Raw genomic sequence first — 13853 nt, 5'->3', positions numbered from 1 at the left:
AATCTTTAATACTGCATTAAAAAATGATAACCGTTGTTAACAAAGTGAGCCTTTTTTACGCCTGCAATTCCAGCCCGGCGAGACGTCGCCAGTAACCGTTGCAGTCGCTGTTTGCGGTCAACGGTAGCGGCGAGGCGCCGTTTTCGTTGGCGCGGAAGGCGTCCAGCATCGCGAAAACGCCGGTATCAAGCGGCGAAAGACGCACCATATCCACCAGCCCGTGCATTGACGCCAGTTCGTTGCCGAGGTTATAGACGTAACCGCTCATGGTCTGAATGCCGTTGAGGACAAACACCTGCTGGTTCTCCTGCGACAGCATACTGCGGCCGTTCGGGTACTTAATGCAGCAGGTTTCGCACTCGTCTTTCGGGCGATCTTCGGAACGTGCGGTGAAGCAGCGGGCAGAGTAGGCCAGCGGCAGATGGCCGTAGCTCAGAACCTCCACTTCAAACTTGTTGCGAATGCCCAGCTCTTCGCACTGTGTGAGCAGGTTGGCCAGCCAGTCGCGGGAGAGCTCAACCGGCATGCACCAGCGGGTCATCCCCTGTTTGAGCAGCAGGCGCAGGGTTACGGCGTTATAGCAGTTCAGGGCATGTCCGGCGACAAAGGGTAGCTTACGCTCGGCGCACAGGTTTACCACGCCCAGGTCGCTCGCCTCCAGCAGGAACACACCGTTTTCGACGTAGCGCTTCAGCTCGCCCAGTTCAGAGGACGCCTGTACCAGCGCCAGCGTCGAGAGCACCACCTGCTTGCCGCTGCCGGCCAGGTTTTTCGCCATATCCAGCCAGTCGCCCACTTTGGTGGCGCGGCGCTTGCTGCACACCGCTTCGCCGAGGTAAATCACATCGGCGCTGCTGTTAGCCGCCTGCTGGTAAAAATCTTCCAGCGTCTCTTTTGGCCAGAAGTAAAGCACCGGCCCTAATGAATATTTCATGATTATCTCACTGCCATTTACGGTGGTACGCGCCGAGCGTAGTTTGGGTGCCTTCAGACATCGCGCCGAGCGTCTCCATCCAGGCCGCTTGTGGAGCATAGTTTTGCGGGTCCGCCATGCAGCGGTCGATGGCCTGACGCCACACCTTCGCCACCTGGCTCACGTAGGCCGGGCTGCGCTGGCGGCCTTCGATTTTCACCGAGGCAATATTGGCGGCCAGCAGTTCCGGCAGCAATTCCAGCGTGTTGAGGCTTGTGGGCTCCTCCAGCGCGTGGTAGCGCTCGCCGTCCACCAGATAGCGGCCCTTACACAGTGTCGGATACCCCGCGTTTTCACCGTCCTGATAGCGGTCAATTAACACGTCATTCAGGCGCGACTCCAGTCCCTGCGGCGTTTGCTGCCAGCGAACGAAGCGGGCAGGCGAGCAGGCGCCGACGGTATTTGGCGATTCCCCGGTGAGATAGGAAGAAAGATAGCAGCGGCCTTCAGCCATGATGCACAGGCTGCCGAAGGCAAAAACCTCCAGCGGCACTGGCGTGACGCGCGCCAGTTGCTTAACCTGATGAATAGAGAGCACGCGCGGCAGCACCACGCGGGCTACGTCAAAGTGTCGATGATAAAAACGCACGGCCTCTTCATTGGTGGCCGATGCCTGAACAGAGACGTGGCGCTCAATATGCGGATAACGTTCTGCCGCATACTCAAGCATGGCGAGGTCAGCCAGGATCAGCGCATCTGCGCCCAGCTGGGCCGCCATATCCACGGCGCGCTGCCAGCGGGCATAGCCATCAGGATGGGCAAAGGTATTGATGGCGATGTGCAGTTTGCGCCGGTGCTGGTGAACGAAGTTAACGGCTTCCTGAAGCTTTTTCTCCGTAAAGTTAAGACCCGCAAAATGGCGGGCGTTGGTATCATCTTTCAGCCCGATATAGACCGCATCGGCCCCATTTTCGATGGCCGCCTTAAGCGCCGGAAGGTTTCCGGCAGGGCAGAGCAGCTCCATAATTTATCCCGATGTTGTCGATCGCAGGGATCGTAAAAAATGTTAACGAGCTGGGATTTTAATTAACCCATACGCGACAATTTTTGATTTAAGGCAGCTAATGGCGTATTGATGGCACCAATAATGAGGTATACCGGACAACGGTTTGTTGATTTACGCCGCTATCTTCTTGTCGGGATATGGCAAAATAGCAGGACTATAGCTATCAGGGAGTAAAGCTCGTGCTGGATAAACTGCGTTCACGTCTCGTACAATTTGGTCCATCAATGCTGAGCGTGCCGGTAAAACTGGCGCCGTTCGCGCTTAAACGCCAGGTGCTGGAACAGGTACTGAGCTGGCAGTTCCGCCAGGCGCTACAGGACGGTGAGCTGGAGTTTCTGGAAGGCCGCTGGTTAAAGATTGAAGTGCGCGATATCGGGTTGCGCTGGTTTACTTCCGTTGAGAACGATCGGCTGATCGTCCGTGAAACCGCCGAGGCGGATGTCAGCTTTAGCGCGGATGCCAGCGATCTGCTGATGATCGCCGCGCGCAAACAGGATCCGGACACCCTCTTCTTCCAGCGTCGTCTGGTGATTGAAGGCGACACGGAGCTCGGTCTGTACGTCAAAAATTTAATGGATGCCATTGAGCTGGAGCAGATGCCGAAAGCGCTGCGTATGATGTTGATGCAAATGGCAGATTTCGTTGAGGCCGGGCTAAAAACCCCGCCGGACAGTAAACACACTTCAGTAGGTGAGCCATGCTGATTCGAGTCGAAATTGGGATTGATGCGCCGGGTATCGATGCGTTGTTACGCCGCTCTTTTGCAGGCGACGCCGAAGCCCAACTGGTTCACGATCTTCGCGAAGATGGCCTGATTACGCTGGGCCTGGTTGCCACCGACGATGAAGGGCAGGTGGTCGGCTACGTGGCCTTCAGCCCGGTGATTGTGCAGGGTGAAGAGTTACAGTGGGTCGGCATGGCGCCGCTGGCTGTGGATGAAAACTACCGTGGCCAGGGCCTGGCGCGCCAGCTGGTCTATGAAGGGCTGGATTCACTGAATGAATTTGGCTATGCCGCTGTCGTCGTTCTGGGCGATCCGGCGTTCTACGAACGTTTAGGTTTTAAGCCAGCGTCCAGATACGATCTGCGCTGCCACTGGCCGGGCACGGAAACATCTTTCCTGGTGCATCCTCTGGCGGATGATGCGCTCGACGGCGTTACCGGTCTGGTGGAGTACCACGATCATTTCAATCGTTTTTAAGCAGGCTTTCGCGTAGCGCCTCGAAAGAGACGTCCCCGTTGACGAGACGCTCTTTTTGGCGCTTCGTCAGCTGCTTGATGCGGTATTCCAGCCTGAGCGCCAGGGATCTGTCGCCCACGGCGGCTGAAAACGCTAACTGAAGTTCACCTTTCCCCCGCAGCGCCTTCGCCCCTTTCCCCGTTTGATGTTGTAAAAAACGCCGTGCCACATCGGTAGTGATCCCGGTGTAGAGTGCGTTATCAGCGGTTCGGACAAGATAGAGAAACCAGCACACGGTAAACAGATTCAGTATGTTAAGGTGAACGCACCATAGCATGAGAGAGAGCGAAAATGGAAACACTGGCCGCCATTAACCGCTGGCTGGCAAAGCAGCATGTCGTGACCTGGTGCGTCTGTAAAGACGAGGAGATGTGGTGCGCAAATGCCTTTTATTACTACGATCCCGAGCGCGTGGCCTTTTACGTGATGAGCGAAGATAAAACGCGGCATGCGCAGATGACGGGCCAGCGGGCAAAAGTGGCGGGCACGGTAAACGGTCAGCCTAAAACCGTTGCGCTGATCCGCGGGGTCCAGTTTAAAGGCGAAATTCGTCGCCTGGAAGGTGAGGAGAGCGACGCGCAACGTAAACGCTATACGCGCCGCTTCCCGGTGGCCGCGGCGCTAAAAGCCCCGGTGTGGGAAATCCGCCTTGATGAGCTGAAATTTACCGACAACACCCTGGGTTTTGGCAAGAAGCTGCACTGGTTACGCGCCGAGCAGGCGTAGCGCTTCACGGTTAAACGCTGGCAGATCGTCCGGTGTACGGCTGGTGATCAGCTGATCGTTATCGTTCACCACTTCCTGATCGTAGAACTCGGCTCCCGCGTTTTTCAGATCGATAACGATCGGCTTCACCGCGGTGAGCTTACGCCCGCGTACCACCTCGGCGCTGATCAGCAGCTGCGGACCGTGGCAAATGGCAAATACCGGTTTACCGGTGCCGACGAAGTCACGGGTAAAGGTGACGAAACGCTCGTCTCCGCGCAGGGAATCCGGTGAATGACCGCCCGGTAACAGCAGGGCGTCGAAATCCGACGGGCTGACGTTATCAATGGATTCGTCAATGGTCACGCTGGCTTCGCCCTTATGGCCCTTCACGGTTTTACCCGCTTCTTTCTCGATGGTGACCACCTCGTGGCCCGCCTTGCGGAATGCCTCTGCTGGCGACGTAAATTCTGAATCTTCAAACTCGTCGGTAATCAAGACTGCGATTTTTTTACCCATGCTTCCTCCGTTGTTTTCGCTTCAGACTGTTTTTTTCCCGTTTGTGGTAAATACTTACCGGTAACAGACTTTTAAGTGTGGTAGAGCAGGCCCAGAACGCAAACGGACAATTCTGTAAAGGGGATAAGATGAGTCAGGTACTGATTACCGGCGCAACCGGGCTGGTGGGTGGACATCTGCTGCGGCTGCTGATCCAGGATCGGCATATCAATTATATCGCCGCCCCGACGCGTCGCCCGCTGTTGGATATCACCGGCGTCTATAACCCGCACGATCCACAGCTCACCGACGCGCTGGCGCAGGTGCAGGATCCCATTGATATCGCCTTTTGCTGCCTTGGCACCACCCGACGGGAAGCGGGTAGTAAAGAAGCTTTTGTCCATGCGGATTACACACTGGTGGTGGATACCGCCCTGACGGCGAAAAAGCTGGGCGCAAAACATTTCCTGGTGGTCAGCGCGCACGGCGCGAACGCAGGCTCGCCGTTTTTTTACAACCAGGTGAAGGGCAAAATGGAAGAGGCGTTAATCGCGCAGAAATGGGAGCGCCTGACCATCGCGCGGCCTTCCATGCTGATGGGGCACCGTGACGAACGTCGTTTTAACGAGTCTATTTTCGCTCCGCTGTTTCGCATTCTGCCGGGTAACTGGAAGTCCATCGAGGCGCGGGATGTCGCGCTGGCGATGCTAAAAGAGGCGCTGGCTCCGTCGCAGGAGGGGGTTAATATTATCCCTTCGGCAAAACTGCGTGAAATCGCGCAGGGCGAGGCGTAAACTTCCCCGGCTTATTAAATAACACCTTCCGGGGAATGGTATGACTGGTCAGTCTTCATCTCAGGCGGCAACACCTGTTCAGTGGTGGAAGCCCGCACTCTTCTTTCTCGTGGTCATCATTGGCCTCTGGTATGTGAAATGGCAGCCGTACTACGGTAAAGCCTTCACCGCCGCCGACACCCACAGCATCGGTAAATCGATTCTCGCGCAGGCCGATTCCAGCCCGCTACGCGCGGCGTGGGATTACGCAATGGTCTATTTTCTTGCCGTCTGGAAAGCGGCGGTATTGGGCGTATTGCTGGGCTCGCTGATTCAGGTACTTATCCCGCGTAACTGGCTGGTGAAAACCCTGGGACAGCCGCGCTTGCAGGGCACGCTGCTGGGGACGATTTTCTCCCTGCCGGGCATGATGTGCTCCTGCTGCGCCGCACCGGTGGCGGCGGGTATGCGCCGACAGCGCGTGTCGATGGGCGGCGCGCTTGCCTTCTGGATGGGTAACCCCCTGCTGAACCCGGCAACGCTGGTGTTTATGGGCTTCGTTCTCGGCTGGCATTTCGCGTTTATCCGTCTGGCGGCTGGCCTGCTGACGGTGGTGCTTGTCGCTACGCTGGTGCAGCACCTGGTGAAAGACAACGAGGCCGGGCCTGCCTCCGTTGAGCTGGACGTCAGCGAGCCGCAGGGCAGTTTCTTTGCTCGCTGGGGCAAAGCGCTGTGGCAGCTTTTCTGGAGCACCATTCCGGTCTATATCCTGGCCGTACTGGTGCTGGGGGCGGCGCGCGTCTGGCTGTTCCCGCATGCGGATGGCGCTATCGACAACACGCTGATGTGGGTGATTGCGATGGCGGTGGCCGGGTGCCTGTTCGTGATCCCAACCGCGGCGGAGATCCCGATTATTCAGACCATGATGATGGCTGGTATGGGGACCGCACCGGCGCTGGCGCTGCTCATCACGCTGCCGGCGGTGAGCCTGCCGTCGCTTATCATGCTGCGTAAGTCATTCCCGGCGAAAGCGCTGTGGCTGACTGCGGGGCTGGTGGCGTTGAGCGGAGTGATTGTGGGGAGTATGGCGCTTGTGTGAAAAAAAGCCCGGTGGCGCTAGCGCTTACCGGGCCTGTAGCCAGGTGGGAATTACTTAATGTAAGTAAAGGCGGTGGTGACGTGTTTCACGCCGCTCACCCGGCTGGCGATATCCGCCGCCGCTTTCCCTTCACGTTCCGTCACCAGACCCAGCAGGAATACTTCGCCGTTCTCCGTGGTCACTTTCACGTTTGAGGATTTCACCTGGTCGGTACCCAGCAGCTGGGAACGCACTTTGGTGGTGATCCAGGTATCAGATGACGCGGTGCCGAGACCAATCGGCTGGCCCTGGCGGATCTCGTTAAACACTTCCGCCGTGCCTTCCACACCCATCGCGATCTGTTTGGCGCGCGAGGCGAGTTCAGGATTTGGCGCCTGGCCTGCCAGCAGCACTTTGCCCTGATAAGCCGTCACGTTGATGCGTGCTTCCTTCTTGATCTGCTCGTCTTTCGACAGCGCACTGTTTACGCGCAGCTCAAGCGTACCGTCATCCACCTGCGTCCCAACGGTGCGCGGATCGGTCGCTGCTTTGGTGCCGACCGCTGCGGTGCCGACTACAGCGGCAGCGATGCATCCCTGAAGCAGTAATGCAGACATCACGACTGCAAGGGCCGATAAAACCTTCATGAGAACTCCTTAATCATCCTGGTGAGGGAAAAGCGTGTTATCGATCAGATCGCATAAGCAGTTCACCGTGAGCATATGCATCTCCTGGATGCGGGCGCTACGGTGCGAAGGAATGCGGATCTCCACATCCTGCGGCCCCAGCAGGCCAGCCAGCTCTCCGCCGTCGTAACCGGTCAGGGCGACAATCGTCATATCCCGGGTCACGGCCGCTTCAACCGCTTTAACGATATCCCGGCTGTTACCGCGCGTGGAGATCGCCAGCAGCACGTCTCCGGCATGGCCTAAGGCGCGCACCTGCTTGGCGTAGATTTCGTCATGCAGACGATCGTTGGCAATCGCAGTTAAGACCACGTTATCGGTGTTTAGTGCAATGGCAGGTAAACTCGGGCGCTCGGTTTCGAAGCGATTGATCATGCTGGCAGCAAAATGCTGTGCGTTGGCGGCGGACGTGCCATTGCCACAACAGAGGATTTTGTTGCCGTTGAGCAGCGACTGAACCAGCGTCATCGCTGCACGCGAGATCGCGTCCGGAAGGGCTTCCGCCGCGGCAATCTGCGTTTGAATGCTTTCTGTGAAGCACACTTTAATTCGTTCGAGCACGGTATCCCTTTAAAATCTTATTTATGCGTCTTCGCCAAACGCGTTTTTAAGCCAGTCGATCGCATTTCCGGTGAAGGCTACCACATCGAAACGGCAATCCACAGTATCAAAACTCCCATTATGGCGGGCAAGCCACAAGTGGGCAGTCTGTAATAATTTTTGTTGTTTGGCGAGCGTCACGCTGGCGGCAGCACCGCCAAAACGGGACGACTGTCGGAAGCGAACTTCAACAAACACGATGGTCTGACCGTCTTTCATGATCAGGTCAATCTCGCCGCCGCGCCCGCGAACGTTGGCGGCGACAAAGCGCAGTCCTTTGCCTTCAAGCCAGCGACGCGCCTTTAACTCCCACGCGTCGCCGGTCTGTTTACGGCTTAACTGGCCGGGACAATCTGCCCCTGCTGGTATTTGAGCCATGATAACTTCCTGTTAATCACACAATCCTGATCGGCGGTCAGATCGCCGGTATTCCCGTTAAGCTCGAAGCCCGGTACCTGACGCATCTGGGTGAAGTGGTTTGCCAGCGCCCAGGCATCGACGCCCATCGCGTACAGACGCGCCAGGGAATAGTCATTGCGCACCGCGCCCAGCGCCTGCTGCATCAACTGCGGGTTGCTGCCTGCCAGCATGGGGATCTCGCTGTATTGCAGTCCTTCCATTTCCAGACGGAAATCCGGGCCTGCGGTACCCTGTGCGCTGCGTGAGCTGGCGTAGAGCGTTGCGCCGCTCTGGCTGCCGTTACGCATGGCGATCATCGGTTTGATAAAGGCGATCTCTTCCGGGGTAGCGACGATGTATGCCGAATCCACTTTACCGCCGCCGCTGATTTGCGCGTCGGTAGGTGGCGCCGGGATCGTCAGACCGCCGATGGTGACGCTCTGCTGCTGCGGCAGGCTGGCGGATACCGGGCTACCGTTGAGGGCAATACCTGCCCCGCCGTTCACGCCCGCTCTCAGTTCGGAAGCTGAGCCAAATTTCTGCTGCAACACCACGCCACCGCCAAGGGTCTGCCACTCTTGCGCAAACGCGTTGGCAACGCGATCGCCCAGCGTGCTGCGTGGGATCAGCAGCAGCGGCGCCTGCTTGCCCTGCTCGTGAATATGGCGGGCCGCATCGCGGGCTTCATCCTCCGGAGAGAGGGCGAAGTAACAGATATTGGCGCGGTTCTGAACCTGCTCAGGCTGGTTAAGCGCCAGCACGTTCAGCGTGGTGTTGCTCTTCATCAGCGCTTCCACGTTGTTTTTCAACAGCGGGCCGACAACGATGCTGGCCCCGTCCTGCTGAACCTGCGCCAGCACCTGGTCAAGCGGCTGGGCGCTGGTGTCGTAGATTTTCAACTCTGCACCAGGGTTAGCGCTGGTGGTGACCACAGCCTGCGGCTGGGCTGCTGGCTGCTGATCCGGCTGCGCGGTTTGCGGCTGAGGTTGTTCTGCCGTCGCGGGCGCCGGTGTTTCAGCCGGGGCCTGTGTTGCCGCAGGCGCTGGGGTAGCAGGCTGCGTCGTTGGGGCGGTAACCGGATTCTGCATGGTGCCCTGCGCAGGGGTTTGCGCGGTGGTCAGGTCGCTGGTTTCGGCGGCGGACGGGCTGACAACGTCATTCACATTCGCCGCCTGTGCAGCCTGCGCCGGAACCGCGCTGCCGCTGACGGCGGTGGTGCCGTTTTTCGCGGCTTCAAAACCTTGCTGAATGGCGCGACCAAACACCGCAGCCTGACCGTTTAACGGCAGCAGCAGGGCGATTTTGCTGGTGGAGGCGGGCTTAAAGTTTTGCACGTTCACCAGCTGCGTTGGCAGCATTTTCGCTCCCGGGTTTTGCGGGTAACGCTTTTGCCAGTCGGTAATGCCGGCTTTCAGCATGTTCGGATCGCTTCGGTTGTTGAACCACATCTGTTGCAGATCCAGCCAGCCTTGCAGGACATTTTCATCGGCGTTGATTACCAGCGCCTTGGCCTGATCCTGGGTCATGGAGGCGAGCGCCTGCCAGGTTGCGTCAATATTTTTTTGCTTGTCTGCACCCGCGAGCAGAGGCTCCTGGGCAATCAGCGCGCGGAGTAGCGTCAGGGAAGGGCGACCCTGCTCAGCGGTGATACCGGCCTGCCAGAAACGGGCCTGCTGGTTTTTATCCAGCGTGCTGAGATCGATGGTGCCGAGGATCTTCTTCGCGCCGTCGTAATCTTTTTGCGCGACCTTCAGTTCTGCCGACAGCAGCGTCTGCTCATGGCGCTGAGTGTCGTTAAGATCCTGCGGCAGCTGGCTGAACAGCTCGGCGGCCTGCTGGGTTTTCCCTTCTTTCAGCAGTGCACGAATGGCGAGTAATTGCCAGTTGATCCTGGTATCATTTGTACTCTGCGACATTTGTTGCAGATAAAAGCCAGAATCAGCCTGAGCGGATCCCTGCATATGAGCAGTGCTCTGGTCAGGTGCCTGGATGCCGCAGCCGGTAAAGATCAGGGCTGCCAGCAGGAGGGGCACGCTGTGCGCGGCTTTTTTTCGAAGAAACGTTAACGGTACCATACTGTATCCAGTGATTTTTTTACGCAATGCTCAATATTAAATCGGCAATACGGACGAAACAATGAAACAACACGAAACGGCAGATAATTCTCAAGGCCAGCTTTATATTGTACCTACTCCTATCGGGAATTTGTCTGATATTACCCAACGTGCGCTCACCGTATTGCAAGCTGTTGATTTAATTGCGGCTGAAGACACCCGTCATACCGGTTTACTGCTACAACACTTTGCCATCAACGCCCGTTTGTTTGCCCTGCACGATCACAATGAGCAACAAAAAGCCGAAACGCTGGTGGCGAAGCTTAAAGAAGGGCAGAACATCGCGCTGGTCTCCGATGCGGGAACGCCGCTGATCAACGATCCGGGCTACCATCTGGTACGCACCTGCCGGGAAGCAGGCATCCGCGTTGTGCCGCTGCCGGGGCCGTGCGCGGCGATTGCCGCATTAAGCGCGGCGGGCCTGCCGTCCGATCGTTTCTGCTACGAAGGTTTCCTGCCAGCTAAATCCAAAGGTCGCCGCGATGTATTAAAGGATCTGGAAGCCGAACCGCGTACGTTGATCTTCTACGAATCCACTCACCGTCTGCTGGAAAGCCTGGAGGATATGGTGACCGTCTGGGGCGAAGGGCGCTACGTGGTGCTGGCGCGCGAGCTGACCAAAACGTGGGAAACCATTCACGGTGCGCCGGTCGGCGAACTGCTGGCGTGGGTGAAAGAAGACGAAAACCGCCGCAAGGGCGAAATGGTGCTGATTGTCGAAGGGCACAAAGCGCAGGAAGACGCTCTGCCTGCCGATGCGCTGCGTACGCTGGCCCTGCTACAGGCTGAACTCCCCCTGAAAAAAGCGGCGGCGCTGGCGGCGGAGATCCACGGCGTGAAGAAAAATGCGCTGTATAAATATGCGCTGGAGCAGCAGGGGGAGTAAGCCAAATGAGCCGCTATCAGCCTCCTTTCACCATCACACCCTTTATCCTCAATCAGGTGGTTGAGATTGGTGAACTATTGGGGCATTGGGCGGCACATTCAGGCAGAACTTCGCCACTCCTGCGTAAAGAGAACCGTATTCGAACCATCCAGGCATCGCTAGCCATTGAGCACAACTCGCTGACGACAGGGCAAGTGACGGCAATTATGGATGGCAAACGCGTGCTTGCACCTGAAAAAGATATTCAGGAAGTACGCAATGCTATCCTGGCATATGAGAAACTGCCCGAATGGAAGCCCTGGAAGCTCAACGACTTACTCAGTGCACACCGATTATTAATGATGGGTCTGGTCGATCATCCCGGAAAACTCAGAAATGGGGACGTAGGGGTGTACCGTGGAAACCAGTTAGTCCACATGGCTCCGCCAGCCTCACAGATGAACCGCCTTATCGACGATCTTCTTTCCTGGCTTAAGCAAACCGATCTTCACCCGCTGATTGCCAGTTCGGTATTTCACTACGAGTTTGAATTTATTCATCCCTTTTCGGATGGAAATGGCCGAATGGGGCGGCTGTGGCAAACGTTGATCTTAAGCCAGTGGCGTGCAGAACTTGCATGGCTGCCCGTTGAAACACTCATTCACTTCCAGCAAGCGCGCTATTATCAGATTTTAGGACAATGCGATCGGGCCAGTGACTGCACGGCATTCGTGGCGTTTATGTTGCAAAATTTGGCCGAAGCTTTGCGGGAAGGCATCAATATGACATCCGCCATGTCGGAAAAAATGTCGGAAGAATTGTCGGAAAAGGAACACACTATCCTTGAGCTGCTTACCGTTCAACCGCAAATGACCGCGGTGATGTTGGCCTCTGTATTGGGCGTGACTTCCCGCACCGCGGAACGTTATCTTCGTTCTTTGCAAACAAAAGGTAAATTAAAACGCCTTGGGGCAAGGAAAGGGGGAAGCTGGCAGGTCATGGCTTAACCTGCCAGCTGAACACTTTTTATTTCCCCGGCATCGCCTCAAACACCAGCGTTTCCAGCGGTTGCAGCGTAATCACCACAGCGTTTTTATACTCCTCTGGTACGGTCGAATTACTGCCGTACACGGCTTTCAGGGTAAACTGCGAACGCTCTCCTGCCGGGATTTCAAAATCTTTGGTTAAATCCAGGTAGTAACGTTGCGGCTTATCCGACGGGTTGCGTAAGCCAAAAATCGCTTTGTCTTTACTCCATGAGGCCCAGCCGTAAACCTCAAGCGAAGTTGGGTCACCGCCAATCCAGTGAGTATCCACCAGCACGCTGGCATTCTCACGCGACCATTTCGCCGCCTGCGCCAGGGTATCCCACTTCGCCTTATTCAGCATGGACGGCGTAATGTACAGCTCCTGAAGCTGAGTTCCGGTTGCGAAGTAGCTCCAGACCTGATCGGCAAAATCGCTGTCTGTTTGCACTTTCTCGAGTCCATAGTAAGCGTTCTCTGCGCTGACGATCCCGTGGTACATCAGTGAGTTCAGGGGGAACAGCGGACCTTTACGCACGATGGATCGCCAGGTTTCGGCATCGCGGTAGGTCATCCACTGCTGCACTGGCGTGCCGGGGCCGTACAGGTTGATATCATCGCCCTGACGCCAGATTGAATCAGCATAGAACAGCCAGGACGGGCTGGCGTCGGTACCGGTGGTCAGGTTGATAAACAGGTTCGGATTTGCGCTGCGCATGTTGTGCAGCAGGGCAATGGACGCGTCAAAATCCGATGCAAATGGGCTGCCCTTGATATGCGAATTGGCGTTACCCATTCCGTCGAGCTTGAACGAGGTAATGTGCTCGTTTTTGATCAGCTTAATGATCTGATCGTTAAAGTTTTTAAAGTAGTTCGGCCCCGACAGCGCCAGCTTGCCGTCTACGGTTTCGAAACCATACTCTTTTGCATGCGAGACGCGAATATCGCGCGGCTTGTTGTAACCGCCCCACGGTGAAAGCCACAGCCCAACCGAGCTATGCAGGCTGTCGGCTTTTTCCCTGACTTTGCCAAAACCGTTGCTGAATGCCGGGCCAAACAGCCAGCGTCCGGTGCGATCGTCCCAGCCATCGTCCAGCAGGAACGCGTCCAGCGCCACCCCGCGTCCGGCAATAAATTCTTTATTCCATTCGTCCATCCGCCCAATGACATCCTGCTCGGAGTAAGGGGTAAAGAAGCCGATGTCCATCCAGCTGTTGTAGTGCAGGTAAGGCTTATAAGGCCGCGGACGCACGGCATCGATAAACTGGTTTACGCTGCGGCGCAGCTGATTAGTTTCCGGGAAAGTGCCGAACCAGGTGGTAAAACTAACCGGTGTCTCAGGCAGAATTGGCGTTTTCAGCTCCACGTTGAGGTTCGTGGTGGCTTCATAAGCGTAAGTATTCACAATCGGTTTGTCTGGCAGGATGAAGAACGAGTCGGCCACGATTGGCGAGCTGTTAATCGCCCCGTCAACGTAGGGTGCCTGAGACTGCTTCTTCGTCGGGAAGAAGGTAATTTTCGCTACGTCCCGCGGCTGCCCGACGGCGGCGATGGTGTAGCCAATGCTGGCGTATTTTCCCTTCACCAGGTTCAGTTTCACCGTTACGATAAAATCCGGATGCGTAAAGTCGATGACTATCGCATTGTCCTGCTTTTCGACGTGCTTGATTTTGAAATCAGCGGTGTGGATTTTTGTTTCATCCGGTAGCGTCAGAAAGAACAACTCCTGGGGCGTGAGCGGATGGTTAGCTTTGCTGTCCGTTACCACTACCGTTGCATTTGCATCATCAAACGAAAGGGCAATATTGTCGTTACTGAGCGCGTAGTTTGCTGCCGCCGCGCCATGAGAAACGCAGAGAGCCAGCAGCGAGAGAGTGAGCATTTTTTTCAT

16 protein-coding genes are annotated in these 13853 nt (G+C 56.6%); 7 read left to right on the top strand and 9 right to left on the bottom strand.

Going from position 1 to position 13853, the window contains the following annotated elements; all coding sequences use genetic code 11:
- Nucleotides 1-55 precede the first annotated feature (55 nt).
- Both LOC22_RS07885 and ubiU read right to left on the bottom strand, forming a co-directional pair.
- The gene (locus LOC22_RS07885) at nucleotides 56-934 is read right to left on the bottom strand and encodes a U32 family peptidase (RefSeq protein WP_230239480.1); all 879 of its coding nucleotides are present in this window, start codon (nucleotides 932-934) and stop codon (nucleotides 56-58) included.
- A 7-nt stretch (nucleotides 935-941) separates the two neighbouring features.
- On the bottom strand, nucleotides 942-1937 hold the full coding sequence (gene ubiU, locus LOC22_RS07880) for a ubiquinone anaerobic biosynthesis protein UbiU (RefSeq protein WP_003861773.1): 996 nt from the start codon (nucleotides 1935-1937) through the stop codon (nucleotides 942-944).
- Nucleotides 1938-2158: 221 nt separating this feature from the next.
- On the opposite strand from ubiU, the gene ubiT reads away from it, so the two are divergent.
- Together ubiT and LOC22_RS07870 are read left to right on the top strand one after the other, a co-directional pair.
- Nucleotides 2159-2683, top strand: coding sequence for a ubiquinone anaerobic biosynthesis accessory factor UbiT (gene ubiT, locus LOC22_RS07875; RefSeq protein ID WP_003861771.1), 525 nt, complete (start codon nucleotides 2159-2161; stop codon nucleotides 2681-2683).
- Complete coding sequence (locus LOC22_RS07870; RefSeq protein ID WP_015571968.1) at nucleotides 2677-3180, top strand: GNAT family N-acetyltransferase; 504 nt, start codon at nucleotides 2677-2679, stop codon at nucleotides 3178-3180. Before ubiT ends, LOC22_RS07870 begins: the two co-directional genes overlap by 7 nt.
- On the opposite strand, the gene LOC22_RS07865 is transcribed toward LOC22_RS07870, so the two are convergent.
- Nucleotides 3167-3496, bottom strand: a complete 330-nt coding sequence (locus tag LOC22_RS07865) for a GIY-YIG nuclease family protein (protein ID WP_230239547.1) — start codon at nucleotides 3494-3496, stop codon at nucleotides 3167-3169. The genes LOC22_RS07870 and LOC22_RS07865 overlap by 14 nt on opposite strands.
- A 14-nt stretch (nucleotides 3497-3510) precedes the next feature.
- On the opposite strand from LOC22_RS07865, the gene LOC22_RS07860 reads away from it, so the two are divergent.
- Nucleotides 3511-3945: a YhbP family protein gene (locus LOC22_RS07860; protein WP_015571966.1), complete on the top strand. Its 435-nt coding sequence runs from the start codon at nucleotides 3511-3513 to the stop codon at nucleotides 3943-3945.
- On the opposite strand, the gene LOC22_RS07855 is transcribed toward LOC22_RS07860, so the two are convergent.
- The gene (locus LOC22_RS07855) at nucleotides 3925-4443 is read right to left on the bottom strand and encodes a type 1 glutamine amidotransferase domain-containing protein (RefSeq protein WP_015571965.1); all 519 of its coding nucleotides are present in this window, start codon (nucleotides 4441-4443) and stop codon (nucleotides 3925-3927) included. The genes LOC22_RS07860 and LOC22_RS07855 overlap by 21 nt on opposite strands.
- A 128-nt stretch (nucleotides 4444-4571) precedes the next feature.
- Between LOC22_RS07855 and LOC22_RS07850 the strand changes: the two genes are divergently transcribed.
- Nucleotides 4572-5216 carry an NAD(P)H-binding protein gene (locus LOC22_RS07850; protein WP_023295493.1) on the top strand — a complete coding sequence of 215 codons (645 nt, stop codon included), beginning with the start codon at nucleotides 4572-4574 and terminating at the stop codon, nucleotides 5214-5216.
- A gap of 40 nt (nucleotides 5217-5256) precedes the next feature.
- On the top strand, nucleotides 5257-6294 hold the full coding sequence (locus tag LOC22_RS07845) for a permease (protein WP_023295492.1): 1038 nt from the start codon (nucleotides 5257-5259) through the stop codon (nucleotides 6292-6294).
- 50 nt (nucleotides 6295-6344) lie between these two features.
- Here the strand turns inward: LOC22_RS07845 and dolP are convergent, their stop codons facing one another.
- The 4 genes from dolP to LOC22_RS07825 are packed head-to-tail and all read right to left on the bottom strand — an operon-like array spanning nucleotide 6345 to nucleotide 10033.
- A complete protein-coding gene (gene dolP, locus LOC22_RS07840; RefSeq protein ID WP_006812102.1) occupies nucleotides 6345-6920 on the bottom strand; it encodes a division/outer membrane stress-associated lipid-binding lipoprotein in 576 nt (191 codons plus the stop codon).
- Between the two features lie 9 nt (nucleotides 6921-6929).
- Nucleotides 6930-7520, bottom strand: a complete 591-nt coding sequence (diaA, locus tag LOC22_RS07835; protein ID WP_003861754.1) for a DnaA initiator-associating protein DiaA — start codon at nucleotides 7518-7520, stop codon at nucleotides 6930-6932.
- A 21-nt stretch (nucleotides 7521-7541) separates the two neighbouring features.
- A complete protein-coding gene (locus LOC22_RS07830; RefSeq protein ID WP_017382447.1) occupies nucleotides 7542-7937 on the bottom strand; it encodes a YraN family protein in 396 nt (131 codons plus the stop codon).
- On the bottom strand, nucleotides 7895-10033 hold the full coding sequence (locus LOC22_RS07825; protein ID WP_230239479.1) for a penicillin-binding protein activator: 2139 nt from the start codon (nucleotides 10031-10033) through the stop codon (nucleotides 7895-7897). Before LOC22_RS07825 ends, LOC22_RS07830 begins: the two co-directional genes overlap by 43 nt.
- 61 nt (nucleotides 10034-10094) lie before the next feature.
- On the opposite strand from LOC22_RS07825, the gene rsmI reads away from it, so the two are divergent.
- Both rsmI and LOC22_RS07815 read left to right on the top strand, forming a co-directional pair.
- Nucleotides 10095-10958 carry a 16S rRNA (cytidine(1402)-2'-O)-methyltransferase gene (gene rsmI, locus LOC22_RS07820; RefSeq protein ID WP_000809144.1) on the top strand — a complete coding sequence of 288 codons (864 nt, stop codon included), beginning with the start codon at nucleotides 10095-10097 and terminating at the stop codon, nucleotides 10956-10958.
- A gap of 5 nt (nucleotides 10959-10963) precedes the next feature.
- On the top strand, nucleotides 10964-11944 hold the full coding sequence (locus LOC22_RS07815; protein ID WP_149603891.1) for a Fic family protein: 981 nt from the start codon (nucleotides 10964-10966) through the stop codon (nucleotides 11942-11944).
- A 19-nt stretch (nucleotides 11945-11963) separates the two neighbouring features.
- On the opposite strand, the gene LOC22_RS07810 is transcribed toward LOC22_RS07815, so the two are convergent.
- The gene (locus LOC22_RS07810) at nucleotides 11964-13853 is read right to left on the bottom strand and encodes an enterotoxin (RefSeq protein ID WP_047734742.1); all 1890 of its coding nucleotides are present in this window, start codon (nucleotides 13851-13853) and stop codon (nucleotides 11964-11966) included.

Source organism: Enterobacter sp. AN-K1, from assembly GCF_020971765.1.
Taxonomy (GTDB): domain Bacteria; phylum Pseudomonadota; class Gammaproteobacteria; order Enterobacterales; family Enterobacteriaceae; genus Enterobacter; species Enterobacter hormaechei_C.
The sequence above is the reverse complement of the archived record's forward strand: the minus strand, read 5'-3'. Positions and strand labels throughout refer to the sequence as shown.

Coding starts and splice junctions, on each gene's coding strand:
- LOC22_RS07860 (WP_015571966.1), top strand. CDS start 3,511: ATGGAAACACTGGCCGCCATTAACCGCTGGCTGGCAAAGCAGCATGTC.
- LOC22_RS07885 (WP_230239480.1), bottom strand. CDS start 934: ATGAAATATTCATTAGGGCCGGTGCTTTACTTCTGGCCAAAAGAGACG.
- LOC22_RS07855 (WP_015571965.1), bottom strand. CDS start 4,443: ATGGGTAAAAAAATCGCAGTCTTGATTACCGACGAGTTTGAAGATTCA.
- LOC22_RS07830 (WP_017382447.1), bottom strand. CDS start 7,937: ATGGCTCAAATACCAGCAGGGGCAGATTGTCCCGGCCAGTTAAGCCGT.
- LOC22_RS07850 (WP_023295493.1), top strand. CDS start 4,572: ATGAGTCAGGTACTGATTACCGGCGCAACCGGGCTGGTGGGTGGACAT.
- ubiU (WP_003861773.1), bottom strand. CDS start 1,937: ATGGAGCTGCTCTGCCCTGCCGGAAACCTTCCGGCGCTTAAGGCGGCC.
- LOC22_RS07815 (WP_149603891.1), top strand. CDS start 10,964: ATGAGCCGCTATCAGCCTCCTTTCACCATCACACCCTTTATCCTCAAT.
- LOC22_RS07810 (WP_047734742.1), bottom strand. CDS start 13,853: ATGAAAAAAATGCTCACTCTCTCGCTGCTGGCTCTCTGCGTTTCTCAT.
- rsmI (WP_000809144.1), top strand. CDS start 10,095: ATGAAACAACACGAAACGGCAGATAATTCTCAAGGCCAGCTTTATATT.
- LOC22_RS07870 (WP_015571968.1), top strand. CDS start 2,677: ATGCTGATTCGAGTCGAAATTGGGATTGATGCGCCGGGTATCGATGCG.
- LOC22_RS07865 (WP_230239547.1), bottom strand. CDS start 3,496: ATGCTATGGTGCGTTCACCTTAACATACTGAATCTGTTTACCGTGTGC.
- dolP (WP_006812102.1), bottom strand. CDS start 6,920: ATGAAGGTTTTATCGGCCCTTGCAGTCGTGATGTCTGCATTACTGCTT.
- LOC22_RS07825 (WP_230239479.1), bottom strand. CDS start 10,033: ATGGTACCGTTAACGTTTCTTCGAAAAAAAGCCGCGCACAGCGTGCCC.
- LOC22_RS07845 (WP_023295492.1), top strand. CDS start 5,257: ATGACTGGTCAGTCTTCATCTCAGGCGGCAACACCTGTTCAGTGGTGG.